Annotated in this window: 17 protein-coding genes and 2 pseudogenes; 10 read left to right on the forward strand and 9 right to left on the reverse strand. The window is 54.4% G+C overall.

Annotated elements, in window-relative coordinates; all coding sequences use genetic code 11:
- The first annotated feature begins 1 nt into the window (after nt 1).
- Entirely contained in the window at nt 2-691 is a 690-nt protein-coding gene (locus M8318_RS11745; RefSeq protein ID WP_106995633.1) for a helix-turn-helix domain-containing protein, read from the forward strand.
- Here M8318_RS11745 and M8318_RS11750 read toward each other — a convergent pair.
- From M8318_RS11750 to M8318_RS11775, 6 genes are all read right to left on the reverse strand, one after another.
- Nucleotides 629-1,270 (reverse strand): beta/alpha barrel domain-containing protein, encoded by a 642-nt coding sequence (locus tag M8318_RS11750; RefSeq protein WP_261644651.1) that lies wholly within the window; start codon nt 1,268-1,270, stop codon nt 629-631. The two genes, M8318_RS11745 and M8318_RS11750, sit on opposite strands and share 63 nt — an antisense overlap.
- Nucleotides 1,260-2,153, reverse strand: coding sequence for a 2-dehydro-3-deoxygalactonokinase (locus M8318_RS11755; protein WP_261644650.1), 894 nt, complete (start codon nt 2,151-2,153; stop codon nt 1,260-1,262). Before M8318_RS11755 ends, M8318_RS11750 begins: the two co-directional genes overlap by 11 nt.
- Entirely contained in the window at nt 2,150-3,046 is an 897-nt protein-coding gene (locus tag M8318_RS11760) for a dihydrodipicolinate synthase family protein (protein WP_262662750.1), read from the reverse strand. Before M8318_RS11760 ends, M8318_RS11755 begins: the two co-directional genes overlap by 4 nt.
- Nucleotides 3,040-4,191, reverse strand: a complete 1,152-nt coding sequence (locus M8318_RS11765) for a mandelate racemase/muconate lactonizing enzyme family protein (RefSeq protein WP_262662752.1) — start codon at nt 4,189-4,191, stop codon at nt 3,040-3,042. The genes M8318_RS11760 and M8318_RS11765 overlap by 7 nt, the downstream gene beginning before the upstream one ends.
- Before the next feature lie 17 nt (nt 4,192-4,208).
- The gene (locus M8318_RS11770) at nt 4,209-5,450 is read right to left on the reverse strand and encodes an MFS transporter (RefSeq protein WP_408612246.1); all 1,242 of its coding nucleotides are present in this window, start codon (nt 5,448-5,450) and stop codon (nt 4,209-4,211) included.
- Nucleotides 5,451-5,748: 298 nt separating this feature from the next.
- Nucleotides 5,749-6,168: a FosA8 family fosfomycin resistance glutathione transferase gene (locus M8318_RS11775; protein ID WP_262662754.1), complete on the reverse strand. Its 420-nt coding sequence runs from the start codon at nt 6,166-6,168 to the stop codon at nt 5,749-5,751.
- Between the two features lie 186 nt (nt 6,169-6,354).
- Here M8318_RS11775 and M8318_RS11780 point away from each other — a divergent pair.
- From M8318_RS11780 to csiR, 4 genes and pseudogenes are all read left to right on the forward strand, one after another.
- Nucleotides 6,355-6,582 (forward strand): annotated as a pseudogene (locus tag M8318_RS11780) (L-2-hydroxyglutarate oxidase); the annotation flags it as partial.
- Between the two features lie 23 nt (nt 6,583-6,605).
- Nucleotides 6,606-8,054, forward strand: a complete 1,449-nt coding sequence (gabD, locus tag M8318_RS11785; RefSeq protein WP_262662756.1) for an NADP-dependent succinate-semialdehyde dehydrogenase — start codon at nt 6,606-6,608, stop codon at nt 8,052-8,054.
- Between the two features lie 14 nt (nt 8,055-8,068).
- The gene (gene gabT / locus M8318_RS11790; RefSeq protein ID WP_262662757.1) at nt 8,069-9,352 is read left to right on the forward strand and encodes a 4-aminobutyrate--2-oxoglutarate transaminase; all 1,284 of its coding nucleotides are present in this window, start codon (nt 8,069-8,071) and stop codon (nt 9,350-9,352) included.
- A 59-nt stretch (nt 9,353-9,411) separates the two neighbouring features.
- A pseudogene (gene csiR, locus M8318_RS11795) lies at nt 9,412-9,972 on the forward strand (DNA-binding transcriptional regulator CsiR); the annotation flags it as partial.
- Nucleotides 9,973-10,058: 86 nt separating this feature from the next.
- Here the strand turns inward: csiR and M8318_RS11800 are convergent.
- Together M8318_RS11800 and M8318_RS11805 are read right to left on the reverse strand one after the other, a co-directional pair.
- Nucleotides 10,059-10,400: a helix-turn-helix domain-containing protein gene (locus M8318_RS11800; protein ID WP_262662759.1), complete on the reverse strand. Its 342-nt coding sequence runs from the start codon at nt 10,398-10,400 to the stop codon at nt 10,059-10,061.
- 65 nt (nt 10,401-10,465) lie between these two features.
- Entirely contained in the window at nt 10,466-10,999 is a 534-nt protein-coding gene (locus M8318_RS11805; protein ID WP_262662761.1) for a hypothetical protein, read from the reverse strand.
- A gap of 128 nt (nt 11,000-11,127) precedes the next feature.
- Here M8318_RS11805 and M8318_RS11810 point away from each other — a divergent pair, with 128 nt between their 5' ends.
- Nucleotides 11,128-11,499 carry a DUF1493 family protein gene (locus M8318_RS11810; protein ID WP_262662763.1) on the forward strand — a complete coding sequence of 124 codons (372 nt, stop codon included), beginning with the start codon at nt 11,128-11,130 and terminating at the stop codon, nt 11,497-11,499.
- 205 nt (nt 11,500-11,704) lie between these two features.
- Nucleotides 11,705-12,037, forward strand: a complete 333-nt coding sequence (gene symE, locus M8318_RS11815; RefSeq protein WP_262662765.1) for an endoribonuclease SymE — start codon at nt 11,705-11,707, stop codon at nt 12,035-12,037.
- 280 nt (nt 12,038-12,317) lie between these two features.
- Here the strand turns inward: symE and M8318_RS11820 are convergent, their stop codons facing one another.
- Complete coding sequence (locus M8318_RS11820; protein ID WP_262662767.1) at nt 12,318-13,346, reverse strand: hypothetical protein; 1,029 nt, start codon at nt 13,344-13,346, stop codon at nt 12,318-12,320.
- A gap of 230 nt (nt 13,347-13,576) precedes the next feature.
- On the opposite strand from M8318_RS11820, the gene M8318_RS11825 reads away from it, so the two are divergent.
- From M8318_RS11825 to M8318_RS11835, 3 genes are all read left to right on the forward strand, one after another.
- On the forward strand, nt 13,577-14,590 hold the full coding sequence (locus tag M8318_RS11825) for an HNH endonuclease family protein (protein WP_262662769.1): 1,014 nt from the start codon (nt 13,577-13,579) through the stop codon (nt 14,588-14,590).
- Nucleotides 14,590-15,186 carry a class I SAM-dependent methyltransferase gene (locus tag M8318_RS11830; protein WP_262662771.1) on the forward strand — a complete coding sequence of 199 codons (597 nt, stop codon included), beginning with the start codon at nt 14,590-14,592 and terminating at the stop codon, nt 15,184-15,186. Before M8318_RS11825 ends, M8318_RS11830 begins: the two co-directional genes overlap by 1 nt.
- A gap of 233 nt (nt 15,187-15,419) precedes the next feature.
- Nucleotides 15,420-16,355, forward strand: a complete 936-nt coding sequence (locus tag M8318_RS11835) for a hypothetical protein (RefSeq protein ID WP_262662773.1) — start codon at nt 15,420-15,422, stop codon at nt 16,353-16,355.
- Nucleotides 16,356-16,656: the final 301 nt, after the last annotated feature.

Genomic DNA, 16,656 nt, shown 5'->3' on the forward strand with positions numbered 1-16,656 from the left:
GATGAACAGCACTGTCTTTGACGCATTCCGTTGCCTCAATCTGCTGGCGACAGGGAATCGTGCTTTTGGAATTCGTGAGATTGGCCGTGAGATGGGGCTGGATCCGGCGAAAGTCTCCCGCCTGATGCAAACGCTGCTGGCGCTGGAGATGGTGCAGCAGGACGCCAGGCGCAAGTACAGCCTGGGAATGGGCATCCATCGTCTCTCGGCGAACGCGATCCATAATTCGGCGTTTTATACCGCCGTGCTGGAGATGCTGGAGGAGACCGGCAGCCATTCGGTGTCGATTGTCGTGGGAGTATTAAGCGGCAAAAACGTGGTCTATCTCATTCATACCCGCGGCGGCAAAAGCATCGCCAGAGCCATCGGAAACTACGAATCTTTTCCGGTGCATGACTCGGTGATTGGCATCAAACTGCTGTCGGCCATGAGTGACGAAGAGATCGTGGCGCGCCTCGGCGTACACGATTATCAACTGCTTAAACGCGATATCGAAGAGGCCCGGCGCCATCAGGTGTTTGGTAAAACCTTTAACGAAACGGATTACCGGATGGCCTGCATTATTCCGGGAATGCAGGCCGCCATCGCCCTGTCGAACATCCAGGGCGATAAGCTGGACATCGACAAACTACGCCATTTTCTGATCTCTGCCGCGCGCAAAATTAGCGGCGCCGCGCTCCCGCCCCTCTAGCAGTTGCGCGCAGCGCTCCGCCGTAGTGACGACCGGCTGCCCGGGGCGATAGAGCGCACTGCCGATCCCCACGCTGTCGTAGTAGCGCAGGTAATCGGCGGCGTTATTGACGTCCACGCCCCCCACCGCCGAAAAGCGCACCGGCGCTGACAGCGGGCCCTTGATCATTTGCGGATAGTTTTCCGGCAGGGCGCTGGCCGGGAAAATCTTCAGCACGTCAGCCCCCGCCTCGCAGGCGCTGAAAATCTCGCTGGGCGTCATCACCCCGGCGCACACCCCCAGCCCCTGGCGTTTTGCCGCGTGGATCACCCGCAGATCGAGGTTGGGGGTGAGGATAAATTGCCCCCCGGCGGCGGCGCAGATCGCGACATGCTCTGGCGTTAACACCGTGCCTGCGCCCACCGTCACCCCATCGCCAAAGGCATCACGCAGCCGTCGCAGGCTGGTACTCCACTCCGGTGAGTTGGTGGTGATCTCAATAGTGGTGATGCCATGATCGCGCAGGCAGGCCACCTGCTCCACGCAATCGGCAGGGGTGATGCCACGTAAAATCGCAATAATCCCGGCGCTAACCATCATGTCGAAATACCTCATTGAGCCCGGCAATCAGCGCGGTTTCCGCCTCCAGGGTGGAACAGGGCAGCCCGATGTGCTCGCAGGCCTGCTGGTAGAGGGGAAGCAAGGCACGGCTGCCGATAAAACAGACGCGCGCATTTCCGGGGTGACCGCGCAGGATCTCGTGTCCGATCAGCAGGCCGGAGAGCCAGCTTGCGGCGCTGGCCGGGTCGAGATCCCCCAGAATGTACCGCCCCCGACAGCGGAACAGCTCGCTCACCAGGTCGCCCTGCCCGGCCTCGACCGATTGCGCCACGGCAACGCCCTCGCTGAAGGCGCTGGCGGAGGTCACCTGAGACGGGAGACCTTTACCCACCACCGAATGATTTAACACCAGGTGATAGAGCTCGCCGGTCATCAGGGTGCGCAAGCCCGTCACGCGCTGCTGCTGGCGGTCAATGGTCATCCATTTGCTGTGGGTGCCCACGGCGGCAAAGGTGCAGGTGTCCGTCAGGGCGATGGCCCCGGCTAACTGCATCTCTTCGCCACGGCAGATTTCGTTGGCCCGCGGATCGCAGATACCGGGTCGCAAGGTCAGCGGGTTGCTAAGGATACCGGGCAAGTCGCGGCCCTTACCCAGCAGGTCGCGGAAGCTCAGCGGCAACGCCATATAGCCCGCATCGGCAATACCAATATTGCTGCCAATCATGCCGCACAGCAGCACGGGCAGATGCGGGTCCCAGGCCTCTTCCAGCCGCAGCAGCTGCTTACGCAGGATCGACGGCAGTTCAGCGCGCTCGCAGGTCGCCACGCCGCAGGTGTCCTGCACGGTGCGGATCACCTGGCCGTCGCGCACGCTTATCGCCCGAAAATTGCTGGTCCCCCAGTCAACGGCAATGTAATTCATACCTGCGCTCCAAAGACCGCCAGCGGCAGCACGTCGGTGAGATCCTGCAATTCGTCGCGGGTAACCGCGTCCAGCCGTTTGGCCGGTTCACGCACCACGTCGGTGGTGAAGATCCCCGCCCGGTGCAGTACGGTTTTGTGGATCGCCACGCCGATGCCCGGCTGTACGCCATAGCGAAGGAAGGGAAGATAGCGGTAAAAGAGCGACTGCGCTTCCCGCGGGTTATGCTGCCAGGCCTGCAAAATCATGTTGATAACGTCCGGGAATTCGCAGGCGGGCATGGTGCCGATCACGCCGCGGCGTAGCTCTTCGTAGAGGAAACCGGCGTTCAGGCCGCCGAACAGCCCGACGCTGTCGCCCAGCGCCTGCTTCAGGGCGGTGATTTTCAGCGTGGTGGGCGGTTGCTCCACTTTGATGTACTTGATAGCCGGAAACGACTGGCACAGCGTGACCAGCGTGGCCACCGGGATGTTGACCCCGGTCATCAGCGGCGCGTCCTGAATCATGATGTCGATATCGCAGGCCGCGCAGACATCCCGGTAAAAATTAACGATCTCCTCCGGGCCAGGTTTCACTACCGACGGCGGATTGACCATCGCCACCTGCGCGCCCCAGCGCTGTATCCGGGTGATATCTTCTATCGCCACCGCAGAGGCGGCGCCCCCGGCGGCGGCCACCAGCGGCAGATCGCCGGTGAGGTTTTTCACGCAGGCGAACAGCGCCTCTTTTTCGCCCAGGGTCAGGGCATAGCCTTCAGAGGCATTGCCGAACAGCGCCAGGCCATCGACGCCCTGTTGCAGGAGGAATTTCACCAGCCGCTCAATCGAGGCGAAATCCACTTCGCCCTCTGCATCAAACGCGGTGGCCAGAATCGGTACGTTGCCTTTTAACATGTTGCCTCCATGACGGCGTCTTCATTGATTTCAATACCCAGCCCCGGCCCCTGCGGCAGCTGATACGCCCCCTGCTGGCAGATGAGCGGCGTGGTGAGAAGTTGGTTGGCAATCTCAAAGACCGGAGGCTGATACTCCAGCATGTAGAGATTGGGGATGGCGGCGGCGACGTGCAGCGACGCGGCGATACAGGGCGCAAGACCGACGCTGAGATGCGGGGCGACCTTCAGGTTCCAGGTCTCCGCCAGCGAGGCGATGTGCATCAGCTCACTGATGCCGGTGCGGCCCACGTCCGGCTGCAGAATGTCCGCCGCCCGCTGCTCGATAAAGGGTTTGAACTGGTAGCGGGTGCGCTCGGTTTCACCCAGCGCAATCGCCACCGGGCTTTTGGCCCGCAGCTCACGGTGCCCAGCCACATCTTCCGGCAACAACGGCGCTTCGAGAAAACCGACGCCAAATTCGCGCAACGCCGTTGCCAGTTCAGCGGCTTCCGCCACGCTGTAATTCCAGTGGGCATCAAGGAAGATTTGCGCCTCTTCGCCCAGGGTTTCACGGATAGCCTGCACGTTGGCTATGTCTTCCCGCACGCCGTAGCCCAGCGCCAGCTTGACGGCATTAAAGCCCTTCTCCTGCCAGCGTTTTGCCAGCTGACAGCGGGCGGGCAGATCCGGCTCGGGCAGCCCGGAAACATAACAGGGGATCGTCTGGCGATAAGCGCCACCAAGCAATTGCCACACCGGTAGGCCGAGCAGCTTGCCTTTGAGATCCCACAGGGCGATATCCACGGCGGCAAGGGCATCGATATGGTAACCGGTGATATGGCCACGATCGCGCATGGCATCGTACATGCGCGAGTTAAGCACTGCGCTGGCAAAAGGTGATTGCCCTTCCAGCAGCGGAGCAAAAAGTTGAGTGATAAGTTCCGCGATCACCTGCGGAACCACCGGCGCCAGCGCTTCACCCCAGCCTACGCAGCCGTCCTCAGTGGTAATTTTGACCAGGCAGGTCTCCATTTTGCGCGAGTAGACGCAGCGGTACTCCGGGCGATAGTAGTAATCGCTGTCATGCCCCTCGACGCTCCCCCCGAGATAGGCCTGCTTTGGGGTAATCTTCAGCGGAAAACATTCAACGTGACGTATTTTCATAACAACTCCGGGAACAGTTAATCCAGCACCTTGCCGGCGGTCTCTTTGGCCAGCCACACGGCAATGAATGAGATAAGCGCGGTGATCATCACGTACCACGCAGGGGAAAGCGGATCGCCGGTTAGCGAGATCAGGCTGGCGGATGCCAGCGGCGTGACGCCGCCGAAGATCGCCACGGTAAGGTTGTAGGCGATGGCGATGCTGCCGTAGCGAATGGCGGTCGGGAACAGTTCAACCATCGCCGCGCCGCAGCCGCCGTTAAACATGGCGACAAAGATGCCCAGCATGCTCATGGCCGCGATGGAGGAACCCACCGATCCCTGGCTCATCACCAGCATGGCCGGGTAAGTGAGCAGAATGAAGCCCCCGCAGCCCATCAGCATCAGCGGGCGGCGTCCCCAGATATCGGAGAGATAGCCGGTGATCGGCATACAGACCGCGACGCTCAGTAATCCGAGCGTGGTGATGAGATAGGCGTCGGTTTTGCTGTAGTGCAAATGGGTCGAGAGATAGCCCGGCATAAAGGACTGTAGCACCCAGCTGCTGACCGCTTTTACCACCACGAAGCCGGTGCAGAACAACAAGGCGCGTGAAGAGGTGGAGAGCGATGTGCGCAGGGGGGATTTCTCCAGCTTGCCGGCCTGTTTCAGCTTTTTAAATTCGCTGGAGTCTTCCATATTCCGGCGCATATAGAGCCCGCCTAACCCCAGTGGGGCCGCCAGCAGGAACGGAATGCGCCAGCCCCAGTCGTTCATGGCGCTTTCGCCGAGGGTATGGGTGAGAAACAGCACCAGCCCGGAGCCACAGACGAAGGCCATAAAACTGAAGTTTTCACTCCAGCAGGTGAGCGTGGCGCGACGGTTGGGTTTGGCGCTTTCGGCCAGATAGGTAATGACGCCTGAGCTTTCACCGCCAGCGGCAAAGCCCTGCACCAGACGGGTGATCACCAACAGCACCGGGGCGAGTATCCCAACCTGATGCCAGGTCGGCAAAATGCCCATCACGAAGGTGGAGCAGGAGGTGATTACGATGACGGTCACCAGCACCTTGCGCCGCCCTAACCGATCGCCCATCGAGCCAAAGAAGAGCCCGCCCAGCGGACGCATCAGAAAGCCAGAGCCGAAGACCGCGAAGGATTTCAGCAGCCCGATGACCGGATCGCCGCTGGCGAAGAAGTTGGTGGCGATAATCGCCGCCAGGGTGCCGTAAAGCCCGAAATCAAACCACTCGATAAAATGACCGATGCCCGCCGATAGCATCATTTTGGTTCTGCTTTGGGCGGGCGCTTGCTCCCCGCCAGGGGCGTAATCCTTTGCGAATTCAGAGTCGGTATTAGCCATATAACCTCCTGTGGTCAGGAAAGGTGTCAACAAATGTGACGTGATTGTTATGAAGCTGAGTGTAAGGAATCCGCAGAGGCTGACGAGCGCAGGATCGGGATGCGTGAGGGGAATCAAAGAAGCGTTGAGCGAAATGTTTCACATAGTGAAACAGTCAGAAAAAGGTGGTAGCTGACCTACTTACCGTAGGCCCGTGCAAGCGCAGCGCCGCCGGGCATCAGGCTGACGTAAACACCATTCCCGCATAAGGCTGCTGCCGACACGCCGCCAGCCGCGCGGCCAAATCCCCCACATGAAATTCCAGCTTGTGCCCGTCCGGGTCGAGAAAGTAGAACGACTCCCCTTCGCTTTTGTTCTCTTTCCACACGGTGACGCCTGCGTCTTGAAGCTTTTGCGTGAAGGTTACGACGTGTTCTGGCGCGATTGAGAAGGCGTAGTGGGTGTAGTCGCTGTTCTGCGGCGGGATGAATTGACGGGTTTCATCATACGACAGGCAAAGCCAGAGATCGCCGCAGGTGAGATACGCCCCGGTGTGCCATTCAGCGTGCAGGCGCAGACCAAGAAGATCGCGCCAGAAAGTGATGCTGGCCGGGAGGTTGCTGACGGCGAGGGTCAGATGGTTGAGCGCCTGGAGCATGGGGGCTAGTCCTGAATAAGGGTTAATGTCACTTCTTTAGCATGTTTATCGACGTATAAATAGAAGCGCCGGGTGACGCGTAGCGATCCCGGCCTACAAAAGCCTGCGATATTTCAATTGCGTGCATTCCTCGTAGGCCCGTGCAAGCGAAGCGCCGCCGGGCAATGCCGGTTACCCTCTTTTAGCCCAGCGGGTGTGAGGGCGCAGGCAGTTTCACCAGAAGGTGAGCTGATCGACGACTTTTTATTTGTCACCACGCCGCGCACCATCCATACCTGTAATACCACCCCGGCGATCCCCATTGGCGCACGTATTGTGAGTAAGGTTCAGACCCTGCTCATCAGTCAGTACAACCCCGGGCGTTCTCTGCAAAGCCGTCGTGTGGAGACCTTACATGCCGCGTTTACCCGTTAATCATTCTGAGACAGGAAGCCATCATGCAACTCAACGATCCCAGCTTATTCCGCCAGCAGGCTTATATCGAAGGAGAGTGGTGCGACGCCCACCGTGGTGAGACGCTTGCCGTGACCAACCCGGCGAACGGCGAGACCCTGGGCAGCGTGCCGAAAATGGGCGCCGACGAGACCCGCGAGGCGATTGAGGCCGCGAACCGCGCCCTGCCCGCCTGGCGAGCGCTCACTGCCAAAGAGCGCGCCACTATTCTGCGCCGCTGGTTCGATTTGATGATGGCTAACCAGGACGATCTGGCCCGGCTGATGACCCTCGAGCAGGGCAAACCGCTGGCGGAAGCCAAGGGTGAGATCAGCTATGCCGCCTCCTTTATAGAGTGGTTCGCCGAAGAGGGAAAACGCGTCTACGGCGACACCATTCCGGGCCATCAGGCGGACAAGCGGTTGATCGTGATTAAGCAGCCGATTGGCGTGACGGCGGCCATCACCCCGTGGAACTTCCCGGCGGCGATGATCACCCGCAAGGCCGGCCCGGCCCTGGCAGCCGGCTGCACCATGGTCCTCAAACCCGCCAGCCAGACCCCCTTCTCCGCGCTGGCGCTGGCGGAACTGGCGCACCGCGCCGGGATCCCGGCAGGCGTGTTTAACGTGGTCACCGGTTCGGCGTCCGACATCGGCAACGAGCTGACCAGCAACCCGCTGGTGCGCAAGCTCTCCTTTACCGGCTCGACCGAGATAGGCCGCCAGCTGATGGCCCAGTGCGCGAAGGACATCAAAAAAGTCTCGCTGGAGCTGGGGGGCAACGCGCCCTTTATTGTCTTTGACGATGCCGACCTCGATAAGGCCGTGGAAGGGGCGCTGGCCTCGAAGTTCCGCAACGCCGGACAGACCTGCGTCTGCGCCAACCGCCTGTACGTGCAGGACGCCGTCTACGACCGCTTTGCCGAAAAACTCCAGCAGGCGGTGGCTAAGATGCAGATCGGCGACGGCCTGACCCAGGGCGTCACCATCGGGCCGCTGATCGACAGCAAAGCGGTGGACAAGGTCGAAGAACACATTGCCGACGCGGTAGAGAAAGGCGCGCGCATTATTACCGGCGGATCGCTGCATAAACTCGGCGGCAACTTCTTCCAACCGACTATTCTGGTAGATGTACCCGGTGATGCCAGAGTGGCCAAAGAGGAGACCTTCGGCCCGCTGGCCCCGCTGTTCCGCTTCAAGGATGAAGCAGATGTTATCCATATGGCTAACGACACCGAGTTCGGCCTCGCCGCCTACTTCTATGCCCGCGATTTGAGCCGCGTGTTCCGCGTCGGCGAGGCGCTGGAGTACGGCATCGTCGGGATCAACACCGGGATTATCTCCAACGAAGTCGCCCCGTTCGGCGGCATTAAAGCCTCTGGCCTGGGTCGGGAAGGTTCTAAATACGGCATCGAAGATTACTTAGAAATCAAATATATGTGCATCGGCCTTTAATTCAGGAGCATCCAATGAGCACCAACAAAGCGTTAATGCAGCGTCGTAGCAATGCCATTCCCCGCGGCGTGGGTCAGATCCACCCTGTCTTTGCCGCCCGGGCCGAGAACTGCCGGGTGTGGGACGTCGAAGGCCGAGAGTATCTTGATTTCGCCGGGGGCATCGCGGTGCTGAACACCGGGCATCTGCACCCGGAGGTGGTCAGCGCCGTTGAAGAGCAGCTGAAAAAGCTGTCGCACACCTGCTTCCAGGTGCTGGCCTATGAACCCTATCTGGAGCTTTGCGAAACCCTGAACCAGAAAGTGCCGGGGGATTTCCCGAAAAAGACCCTGCTGGTGACCACCGGCTCCGAAGCGGTCGAGAACGCGGTGAAGATTGCCCGCGCGGCGACTAAGCGCAACGGCACCATCGCCTTTACCGGGGCCTATCATGGCCGCACCCACTACACCCTGTCGCTAACCGGGAAAGTGAACCCTTACTCAGCGGGTATGGGGCTGATGCCGGGCCACGTCTATCGCGCGCTCTATCCGTGCGCCCTGCACGGCATCAGCGATGACGACGCCATCGCCAGCATCCATCGCATCTTCAAGAACGATGCCGCGCCGGAAGACATCGCCGCCATCGTGATCGAACCCGTGCAGGGTGAAGGCGGATTCTACGCCACCTCCCCGGCCTTTATGCAGCGCCTGCGCGACCTGTGCGACGAGCACGGCATCATGCTGATCGCCGATGAAGTGCAGAGCGGCGCGGGCCGCACCGGGACCTTCTTCGCCATGGAGCAGATGGGCGTGGCGGCGGATATCACCACCTTCGCCAAATCCATTGCCGGCGGCTTCCCGCTGGCGGGCGTCACCGGACGCGCCGAGGTGATGGACGCCATCGCCCCGGGCGGGCTGGGCGGCACCTACGCCGGGAGCCCGATCGCCTGTGCCGCCGCGCTGGCGGTGATAAAGGTCTTCGAGCAGGAAGATCTGCTGGGCAAAGCCAATAAACTGGGTAACACCCTGCGCGAAGGCCTGCTGGCTATCGCCGAAAAACATTCTGAGATCGGCGACGTTCGCGGCCTGGGAGCGATGATCGCCATCGAGCTGTTTGAAGAGGGCGACCACCAAAAACCGAACGCCGCCCTGACGGCGCAGATTGTGGCCCGGGCGCGGGACAAAGGGCTGATCCTGCTCTCCTGTGGCCCGTACCATAACGTGCTGCGCATCCTGGTGCCGCTGACCGTGGAAGAGGCGCAGCTTCAGCAGGGGCTGGCGATTATCGCCGCGTGTTTTGACGAGGCGAAGCAGGGTTAATCTTTACGCCCGGTGCAGGCCGGGCTGCATTCAAGGAGCACGACCATGACCCTCATTTCCTGGGCGTCGGCCCACTGCGCGAAGCGCTGTCGCAGCGAGTTGCTGAGGGGCTGGTCACGGTCATTAACCAGCAAGGCTACCGGGTGGCACCCATGTCCGGGCAGGAGCTGCTTGATATCTTTGATGCGCGCGCCAATAGGGAGGCGATGCTGGTGCGCCTCGCCATCGAGCGCGGCGGCGAAGAGTGGGAAGCCGACCTCCTCGCCCGGATGCATCTGCTGAACAAGCTGGAATCCCGTGACGCCAGCGAGACCATGCTGGACGAGTGGGATCAGCGGCATCAGGCGTTTCATACGGCGATTGTGGTGGGGTGTGGGTCGCAGTATCTGATGCAGATGCGGGAACGGCTGTTCGACCTGGCGGCGCGGTATCGGTATGTGTGGTTGCGGAAGACGGTGCTGTCGGTGGCGATGTTGGAGGAGAAGCATGTGGAGCATCAGAAGCTGATGGATGCGGTGCTGGCGCGGGATGCGGATAAGGCGGGGGAATTGATGTATCAGCATTTGCTGACGCCGATTCCGATAATTAGGGGGGCGATGGGGGTGGGTCTGGCGACGTGAAGAGGGAAATGCACCTTAAAACAGGCGTTATCGGGTTAAGGTGATTTTTCAGGTGCAATTAAGCCATTCCAATCTCCGCGATACATTCAAAAATCATATTCTTTCAGTTCCTTATCACTCAATGGCCGTGCCCGACGGGGGCGGCGTAAGTTATCCATGGCCTGTACGGCGTTATCTTCTTTCATCATGACATCGGCAAGCGTTGCACCCGGACGTACCACATCGAGGTAACGCAAAATCTGACCGATAGCGACACCAGCGTCGCCATTCTCGATACGACTGACTGTGTTACGGCTGATATTGGCGCGTACCGCGACCTCAGACTGCGGAATTTTTCGTGCAATACGGCTTTGCGCCAGCACATAGCCCAGGTCAGATAGCTGACGGCTTAAATTAGTAGAGAGTAAGTCCTTCTGTGTACGCTTCATTTAGCACCTTAAAACAGCCTTTGATAGCTGCAGCCCATCCGTCCATAAGCCGCGTGTAAGCGGACTCAGCCATGATAAAAGCGCCTTTTATTAGTGAATTTTTTCATGATGAACCAGTAGCAAATTGACGTCAAAAACATGTTAAAGACTAAAAATGCGATTGCACTAAAAGCTGTAAAACTTTGATCATCGGGAAACAGGGTTTGCCAGGGCAGTAAACGGAGCAGCGCCCAAAACAAGAAAGTGAAAAGAGCTATTTTCCCGAACCGCCTTAATGTGGATAACGCCCACTCTTTTGGAAGCTCAGCAGGCTTCGTTTTACGGGTAATAGCGTTATAAGCGCTAATAATCACACCCATTAAAGGAACGCTGATTAGCGTGTTGATGACAAGACTTATGTAATCGCTGATTGAATCATAGGGTTCAGGGTCGGGCTCGCCCAATACCAGTTTCGCTATCTTCCCGGCATCAGCGTAGCTAATGTGTGTATAGATGAAGGTATCTACGAAATCTTCATAGGGGACCACCCATGCGACAGCTAGCATGACGATGAAGAAAAGTACTATCCTGATTGATGTCCACATTCCCTGTAAAAACATGCTCCACCTGATGCGCCTGAATAATATGCACGCTATGGTAAAAGGTTTATATTAATCACTCCATATTAACCGTCTGGATAGATTCTTATTTCAGTACCAGGATGATTGATTAAAGGGAGATTGTCTTTATGGAACCAACCCTTGAGCAGGTTATTGAAGTTATTAGAGAAAGCTCCGGACACCGCCGTAAGCCTATCGACGAGGATACACTCATTGAAGCTGATCTGGGAATCTGCGGAGATGATGGTCAGGAGCTTTTAGAAGACTGTGAACGTGCGTTTAATATCGAGTTTCATACCACAAACAATAGCTTACGTAATAGGTTTGCACTAGCAGAGAATGAGTATCTCTTTACCAGTGAAGGGTTTGATCCTTTTGGGGTAGGACGGTTTTTCAGGTGGATACGCGGCATACAGGAGCCGATTATTCGTGATTTAACGGTAGGTAAATTACATAATGTGTTAGTTGAAGCAGTCAGAGAACAATGTAAAAAGGATTGAATATATATAGCGACCTTATCATGCCTCTAATTATTTATCATACTGATATTTTAAAGTAGCCTAATCGCGCTTATTACGTTTTATATTACTCTGGACTTATTTTTATTTACTGGGTAAATTTACAGGTGTTATTTAACGCAATACGGGCATGCGCCAACATGCCCGTATTGCTCATCACAATCACTATTTACAAGGAATAGTAATTATGACTGATATCGATTGTATTGCAGAATCCCTGCAACCAGAAGTATTTGAAGCTGACGACCGCGTATTTACCGTGAGTTATGCGACGCGGTATGGAGATTACACTCGCATCCCTGCATTTATCATGAAAGGCCTGTGGCTCAATGAAGCCGGGTTCAGCACCGGAACGAAGGTGGACGTGAAAGTGATGAAGGGCTGCATGATCCTGACGTCCCGGCAGGGAGAGCCGGAGATTGAAAAGCTGATGCGTGAGGTGAGTCAACTGTCGGACCAGAAGCAAAAGCAGGTGATGGATTTTGTTGGGGTGATCTCCGGGAAGCTTCGAAAGGCTTAAGACAGTGATTGAATGAGAAAGGCGCCGGTGGGCGCCTTTTTTGAATCTGTCAGTCATTTTGTGTCAATGCCGCCTTATTAAAGCGATCGCGCAGGCAGCCATCAAACTTAGCTACGGCTCATCTATCTCAAAAAAGACAAAGATTGAGATAGTTACGAGTCGCAGTCTATACCATCTCAACCTGATAAAATTTCGAAGAATGGCTTTTTCTTACGGGAATTTAACGTTGACGCTTAATGCTCAGGATTGCACATACCCTAATCCAGTAAAGCTGAAGATTCTAACCCTCCACCCGCTCAAGGATCCTTTCCAGATATTCCCCAAGCTGATGTTTATGCAAATAACCCTCAATCTCCCGCGCCCAGTTTTCTCCATCACCTAGCAGGGCGCGACTATGAGTTGAAGCATAGAGATAGCGGGTATCATAGAGATTAATCAGCGTCTGATTTATCCCCTCAACGCTGCATGCGGGGTTTTTACGTTGCTGTAGCTCCAGCGCACGGACAATACGCTCCTGATGCTGCGGATCGGAAGGAAACTCTCTCTCATGCAGCTCACTGAGCACCAAAAACTGCGGTGGGGTCCCCTCTGCAATGGCCGCCTGCAGACGATAATGACCATCAAGGATCACAAAAGACGCCAGCCCGGCAATGTGCCGGACCAACACCGGGGGCAGTGCGCCTTCACGACATTTTTTACGCCACCATTTCAGCCGCCCCGCATCGGTGTTTATCGGGTAACGTCCCAACAGCAAATTGCCGCCCCACCACCAGTCTACGTACCTGACTTTTTGCGGGTCCGCTAAATCAGGGAAGTCCTCGCCATAAAGCACCCAGTTGCAGCCCATATTTCCGGCGCTGGCGGGGGAATCAAAACGCCAGTCTGCGATGGGTACAGAGGGTTGCGCGGTGCGACTTACCGGTGCCATAGGCCTTAACAGCCAACGGCCCGCAGTCAGCAATGGCTCTGGCGAATCCATCAGCCGCCGGGCAAAGTAGCGACACCATTCGCCTGTCCATGCCTGCGCGCCTTGCGCTTTAACCGACTCCACCTCTGCCGAGGTCACTGACGGTAATAGCGCCTGCTGACCGGGATGATCGGCATTAAAGACCAGCCAGACGCCGGAATGATCTTTCAACACTGTGGCCCAGAACAGCGTCTCGCCCTGAAACTGCAATGCCATGCGCCCATGGTGGCCGCTGAGCATCTCCATGGCATAACCGGAATGTTGTTCTGCCCGCACCGTCAGCTCCAGCCCCTGCCAGCGATTGTTACGATCCAATAAATCTTTCCACCAGTATTGCGTCATTTTTCCTTCCCTGTTAGCGGCTTGCAGAGCATTAAAAATATAGGTGATGGGAATGACAGAGTAAATTTGGTCATCTGATTAAAGGTATTGGAGTCCGCCTTTCAACTGCAAAACATCACAAATTCACCAAATACATAGATTCACCGTTTACATCACCATTCATTTATTGTGTGATCCCGTTACAGGTTTCGGTAGTTAGCTACCTCTCCCACCGTAACAGGATTTCATTGATGGATTTTTACCAGGCTGACCCTACGCTGGAGAACTACTGGCGCGGGGTGATTCTTTTTGGAAAGAACGTCGCATCTTACAAGTTCGCACTGGCCCATGCCCTGTATGAGATTGATAAGACGGGCAGCGACATCATCACCCTCGACGAACTCGCCGTGCCGTTCAGCCGCCATCTTTGCGAACACCTGAAACACGCTCCGAAGCAGATCACCTCGAGCCGCAGCCAGTTTCTGGAAACCTGCGCGCAGTTTAATAACGATGAAATTTCACATAATCAGCTGATTGAAACCACGGTATGCCGAGGCTTTGCCAACGTGATTGATGCCTTCCACAATGTGAATGGCGGCGAGATCGAGAAACGGTTTTTCATTGATGAGCGTAAGACCCATAACGGCATCCGCCTGACGGATAACTTCTTTCATCTGGGCGAGCGTCAGCAGTATCAGAATCTGGCTTTTGAAACTACTGCGCGCTGGAATCTTGTCGAGCAGGCCTGGGCGATGGGCGTGTCCCGCAACCTTGTTGGCGTTGAGTTCGACGAAGATAATCAGTTGCTGTTTAGCCATGTGAACGCGCGTCGGGTGAATATCACCAGCTGTCGCGACAGTTTAAACGGCTACCAGAAAGGACGCTGTTTCTACTGTTTCAAACCCATCAGCCTGACGCCCGGCGATCCTGACCTGGCCGACGTTGACCACTTCATTCCGTGGGCCGCCCGCGATGAGGTTGCCAATATCAATGGTGTGTGGAATCTGGTGCTGGCCTGCCAGTGCTGTAATCGTGGTGCTGAAGGAAAGTTTGCGCGCCTGCCCGGACGCACACTCCTGCAACGGTTAAATGCCCGCAACGAGTATTTTATTCAGAGCAAACTACCGCTGCATGAAACCATTGTCCAGCAGACCGGAAACCAGCCCGCCGCGCGGAAAAACTTTCTTGAAAATAACTGGAACGCTGCCAAAGTGAGGCTGTTCCATACCTGGGAACCTAAAGCCGAAGGCGAGGCCACATTCTAATGACGCTTAAATACTATCAGGACAATGCGCAGGCCTTCTTCGACGGAACGGTGAATGTCGATATGTCCACGCTTTATAAGACGTTTACCCGGCATCTTGCGCCTGGGGCACGGGTGCTGGATGCGGGGTGTGGTTCCGGGCGTGATGCAAAGGCATTTCTGGAGATGGGGTATCAGGTGGAGGCGTTTGATGCGTCCTCTGCGATGGTTGAGCTGGCGCGGGAGCATACCGGATTGCCGGTTCAGTTGATGACCTTTGCGGATGTGGACTGGAAAGAAGAGTTTGATGGAATTTGGTGCTGTGCTTCGCTGTTGCATGTTCCGGCTGTGGAGTTGCCGAGGGTGATGCGGAGGCTTGCGGATGCGCTTAAGCCTGGGGGGGTGTGGTATGTGTCGTTTAAGTATGGGGATGGGGAGCGGGAAGTAGATGGAAGGCGGTTTACTGATATGGATGAGGTGGGGTTGCGAACATTATTGGGGAAGATAGCAGGGATCGACGTTATTGAGCTTTGGATGACTAAGGATAAGCGTCCGGAGAGGGATGAAAGTTGGGTTAACGGGGTGGTAGCTAACTATAGGACAAGCTCATCAACCTAGTCGGGTCTGTCCTGTTTTGCTTTCAGGATGAATGTTGAAACAAATCTAAAATTGCATGACATATCTAAGCGGGGAAATTATATTGTATCAATAATGAGAGGAGCTTTACCTTTAGTATAATAATTGAGTACACCTCAATTCTAAAAATTTAGAAATTCTAACAATGCCTTTACATTCAAAAAAACACAATATAATATAATACTTCACCCTACTATTTAACAATGACAACTGAAATGACAAACATAATAAAAACTGATCGTTTTAATCTATTTGAATTGGATGATGCCATAGTCATCTTTAGTTATAAAGACTACTTGCAGGGTGTCGAGTTTAATTTAAATAAAATCGTAAATCATACTGCAAACACTTGGGAAGCAAATAGAGATACTACAGAAAAAAACAAAAACACATTACAGGGAAAAATTGTTGAAGAATTATTTATAGACTTAATAAACCATGAAAACAAAAAAACCAATTCAAACCTATCTTTTATAAGCTACGATAAAATCCGACAGGATTCATTTAAGAAAAATGCGCCTTTTGATGGGCTACTTTTTGAAATTGACAATCCAAATATTGATATAGCCATCAAAAAAATAAATGATTCCATCACAAAAAATCAGCATGGGAATTTAGATGATGCAGTTTTAGAATTTTGCAGAGAAAATAAAATTTATACTGTTGAGATAAAATCATCAAAAATACCAAATAATATTTATAAGGCTTCAGGCAAAGACCCACATAAGGTGCAGTTTCAGAAAAATATAATTAAGCAACTTAAAAAGCTAGATCTTTTTAAATATCCTAAGTTTAATAGAACGGATGGAGGTGAAATTAACAATGTAGTAAGCTACTTAAAATGGGTAACAACGAAATCAGTTTCAATGAAAGGGAAATCTGATAGCGAGATATTAAACTCAGAACTAAATTCGACTCTTCATATATATACAAGAATATTTATCGATGATACTTTAATTAACAAAGAAGGAAAAAATGTTTTTATTGGATATTTTTTAGGCTATATCTTGGGGCATGAATTTTATAATGATTTCAAAATAATTAGATTTCCATCTCAAAAATCTCAAAAAGCTATTTATGTGACATCCCCTATTTCAAACTCAAAAAATCTTATTAATTTGTTCAAAGATACTAGATTATGGGGATACTAAGAAAGCCATTCTTACTAAGTTAGTTTAATGCATTGAGCACTCTATAGGGAAAGTGATATAAACGGATATCATTAAGCCATCAGACTCAGTGCATTTACTTCCCTTTTGTATAACATGTGGTATGTTCCATCGATACCTTCATCGCCCATAGGTTATTACACCATTAATCCACATTCAACAATTAAAAACCCTCACCGACTAACAAGTGCCCATTAATTTCAAATATTTTTAGACGCACTAATTATGTCAATAAGATTATTAACCATTAAGCTGGGTGCACTTGATTTATATCTAAGAGGCA

Origin of the sequence: Leclercia tamurae (genome assembly GCF_025566055.1) — a bacterium.
In the GTDB taxonomy this organism is placed as follows: domain Bacteria; phylum Pseudomonadota; class Gammaproteobacteria; order Enterobacterales; family Enterobacteriaceae; genus Enterobacter; species Enterobacter tamurae.